Origin of the sequence: Rhodococcus sp. NPDC056960, assembly GCF_042674125.1 — a bacterium.
Classification (GTDB): Bacteria; Actinomycetota; Actinomycetes; order Mycobacteriales; family Mycobacteriaceae; genus Rhodococcus_F.
The window spans coordinates 1-2,890 of the sequence record NZ_JBHURF010000082.1; the positions used below are offsets into that span (position 1 = coordinate 1).

A 2,890-nucleotide genomic window follows, 5' to 3' on the forward strand; every position below is an offset into this window, starting at 1 on the left:
ACCACCACCTTCAACAAGCTGCACCTGGACTTCCTCCTCGGCCACCGCTGACACACAGGAATGCATACAAGTGGGCGAGTCGCCCTGATTACCGGGGCGAGTCGGGGCATCGGGGCGGCCATCGCACATGCGTTGGCCGCCACCGGCGTCACCGTGATCATCCATTACGGATCCGACTGCGCGGCCGCAGCCGCGGTCGTCGACGACATCACGGCCGACGGAGGCCGGGCGGCGGCGGTCCGCGCCGATCTGACTCGACCCGACGGTCCCGCAAAGCTTCTACAGCAGTTCGACTGCGCCCTCGACGATCTCGGGATCGACCGGGGTCTCGACATCCTCGTCAACAATGCCGGCATCAACCGCCGCGGAGGAATCGCGCACGTCACTGCCGACGACTTCGACCACCACGTCGCTCTCAACCAGCGCGCCCCGTTCTTCGTGACCCAGCAGGCCCTGCCCCGCATGCGCAACGGCGGACGCATCGTCAACATCTCCTCCGGATCCGCCCGCTACGCCCGACCTGAGGTCATCAGCTACGCCATGACCAAGGGAGCGATCGAGGTGTTCACGCGCACCCTCGCCGCCGCTGTCGGCGAGCGCGGTATCACCGTCAACGCCGTAGCTCCGGCTGCGCTCGATACCGATATGAACGCGCACTGGCTCCGCCGCAACGACCAGGCACGCACTGATGCCGCGGCCACCACAGCCCTGCGCACTCTCGCGACCGCCGCCGACATCGCCAGCATCGTGGCATTTCTCGTCAGCGACACAGCCGGTGCCATCACGGGCCAAGTCATCGATGCCACCAACGGCAACCGTCTGTGACCCGCTGCAGCCATACGTCCTCTACTTGCAAAGCCGAACTGCCGTCAGTGAACGCCCGGATTGTCAGATGGACTCGGTCATGGGGTGCCGTGAGCGCGCCCGGCCGGGCTCGGTGCCACTGGACCAGGTTTGACGTGGTCGATCGTGCCAGTGATATGGGAGCCCATCGCTGCCCGCGCAACCTCGATCCGCTGCTGACGGATCGCGGTGCGAATGACGTCGTGATCGTGGTTGCGGTCCACGATGGCATCCGCGAGAGGATGTGGGGGACCTGCCGTGTTGATGAGAAAGTCGGACATATCCCACATACGTTTGCTCTGCTCGGCCATCACCCGTGAATGAGCCATGCGATGGATGACGAGATGGAATTCTCGGTTGAGACCGCGATATCGGCGCGCCCGCTCGACACTGTCGGTGCACATATTCAATTCCTCGATGCGGTGCCACGCCTCGTCGAGTTCGTCTAGCTGAGCGGGGGTTCGCCGAGCCGCCGCAGCGGCGGCGATCTCGCTTTCGAAGCTGCCGAAGAGGCGGAAGAAATCCTCGACCTCCCAGCTGGTGTATGCCTCGACTCGGCACCCGCTCTGCGGAACGATCTGTACGATTCCGATCGATTCCAGGCGCCGCATCGCATCCATGACCGGTTGCTTGCTGACCCCGAACTCCGCGCGGACTTCCTCGATCGAGATCCGGGATCCGGGCTTGTACTTCCCGTCGAGAATGCGCTCTTTCAACTGTTCGAGCACGACGTGACCGAGCCTCTGCCCCGGTCGGCCCGACGCGATTGGCTCGCTCATCGTTTCTCCTCGCACTCTTGTTCTCGCGCACCGTGCTGGCTGCTGGAGCGAGATGTTACGTGTCCTGGACGGGCTGGTCGTATCTGCATTCTCCGAGGCTGTGGTGCCGGAGGAGTTGCACTCGGTGTGAAGCGGTCGTCGGAGCTGAACTTGGCCGACCGTCCGGCCCTGGCGTATGCCGTGTGCCAGGGCCGGACGGCCGGTGAGGCGGTCCCACGGGTGAACCTTCGCTCAGTTCATGGTTGCGGTGGTCAGGCCGAACCCGGCGATGAGTTCCCGGATGGGTCGGTAGTAGCTGTACTGGACTGTGTAGCTGCCGGTGGCACCGAGTGCGGCGTATCCGGCGATCCAGGTACGGACCTCGTGCGAGGAGTTACCGGCGATCTTGGTCATCTCCTCGGGTTTCCAGGCATCGAGGGGTGAGAGGTCGCCGGAGGCGAGGATGCGCATCAGTTCCCGGTCCCAGTCCGGGGCGAGGTCCTGGATGACGGCGGTGCCTGCCGCGAAGTCGCGCGCCGCGTCGATCACTCGCTGCTGGCGTGCAGCCCGCGCTTCCGGCGTGATCGGGCCGCCCTGCCCGAGCAGCGCGCGGCGCTGCTCCGGAGTCGCCGTGGCCAGGCGGGGAACCGGCGGGTCGTGGGAGAGGCCACCGGATGCGATGAGAAGGACCTTCTTGTCCAGACCAGACAGGAACCCACCGATGGCCTCCCCCAACATCCGCACACGTTTGACCGGGGTGAAGGGCGGCGCAACGGAATTGAGGAAGACCGGGACGACGGGTTTGGCCGCGATGTCCCCGTAGAGCACTTCCATCGGCTGCACCGCACCGTGGTCCACCTGCATGTCGAGGGACACCGTCAGGTCGATGCCCTGATCGATGACGTACTCGGCGAGGCCGCGGGCGATCTCCTCGGGCACGTCGAGGCGACCGGCCTGGCTTCCGTAGTCGCCGATGCTCTCGGCCGCATAGCCGATGCAGAACGCCGGCATCAGCGTGTAGAAGAAGCCGTTGTAGTGGTCGGGGGCGAGGTTGACGATGATGTCGGGGTCGTAGTCGCGGACGAACGCGCGGGCCTGCTCGAACGCCGTGTTGAGTTCCGCCGACACGTCGGCAGGCAGTTCGGCGTGCTCGAGCAGGGGGCTGTGGCTCATCGCGAGCAGCGCGAGGGACATCGCTACTCCTGTCCGGCGGTGATGCGGGTTACGCCGGACGCAGCGTTGTCGCGACCGAGCAGGAAATCCAGATGAATCCGGTTGAAGGTGGCGGC

At 65.5% G+C, this 2,890-nt stretch carries 3 protein-coding genes; 1 reads left to right on the forward strand and 2 read right to left on the reverse strand.

The genetic code is table 11. From position 1 onward, the window contains the following. Positions 1 to 60: 60 nt before the first annotated feature. A complete protein-coding gene (locus tag ACFTWF_RS44950; RefSeq protein ID WP_378467519.1) occupies positions 61 to 825 on the forward strand; it encodes an SDR family NAD(P)-dependent oxidoreductase in 765 nt (254 codons plus the stop codon). A 77-nt stretch (positions 826 to 902) separates the two neighbouring features. Here the strand turns inward: ACFTWF_RS44950 and ACFTWF_RS44955 are convergent, their stop codons facing one another. Together ACFTWF_RS44955 and ACFTWF_RS44960 are read right to left on the reverse strand one after the other, a co-directional pair. After that, complete coding sequence (locus ACFTWF_RS44955; protein WP_378467520.1) at positions 903 to 1,622, reverse strand: GntR family transcriptional regulator; 720 nt, start codon at positions 1,620 to 1,622, stop codon at positions 903 to 905. A 231-nt stretch (positions 1,623 to 1,853) separates the two neighbouring features. After that, positions 1,854 to 2,795 carry a 3-carboxyethylcatechol 2,3-dioxygenase gene (locus ACFTWF_RS44960; protein ID WP_378467521.1) on the reverse strand — a complete coding sequence of 314 codons (942 nt, stop codon included), beginning with the start codon at positions 2,793 to 2,795 and terminating at the stop codon, positions 1,854 to 1,856. Positions 2,796 to 2,890: the final 95 nt, after the last annotated feature.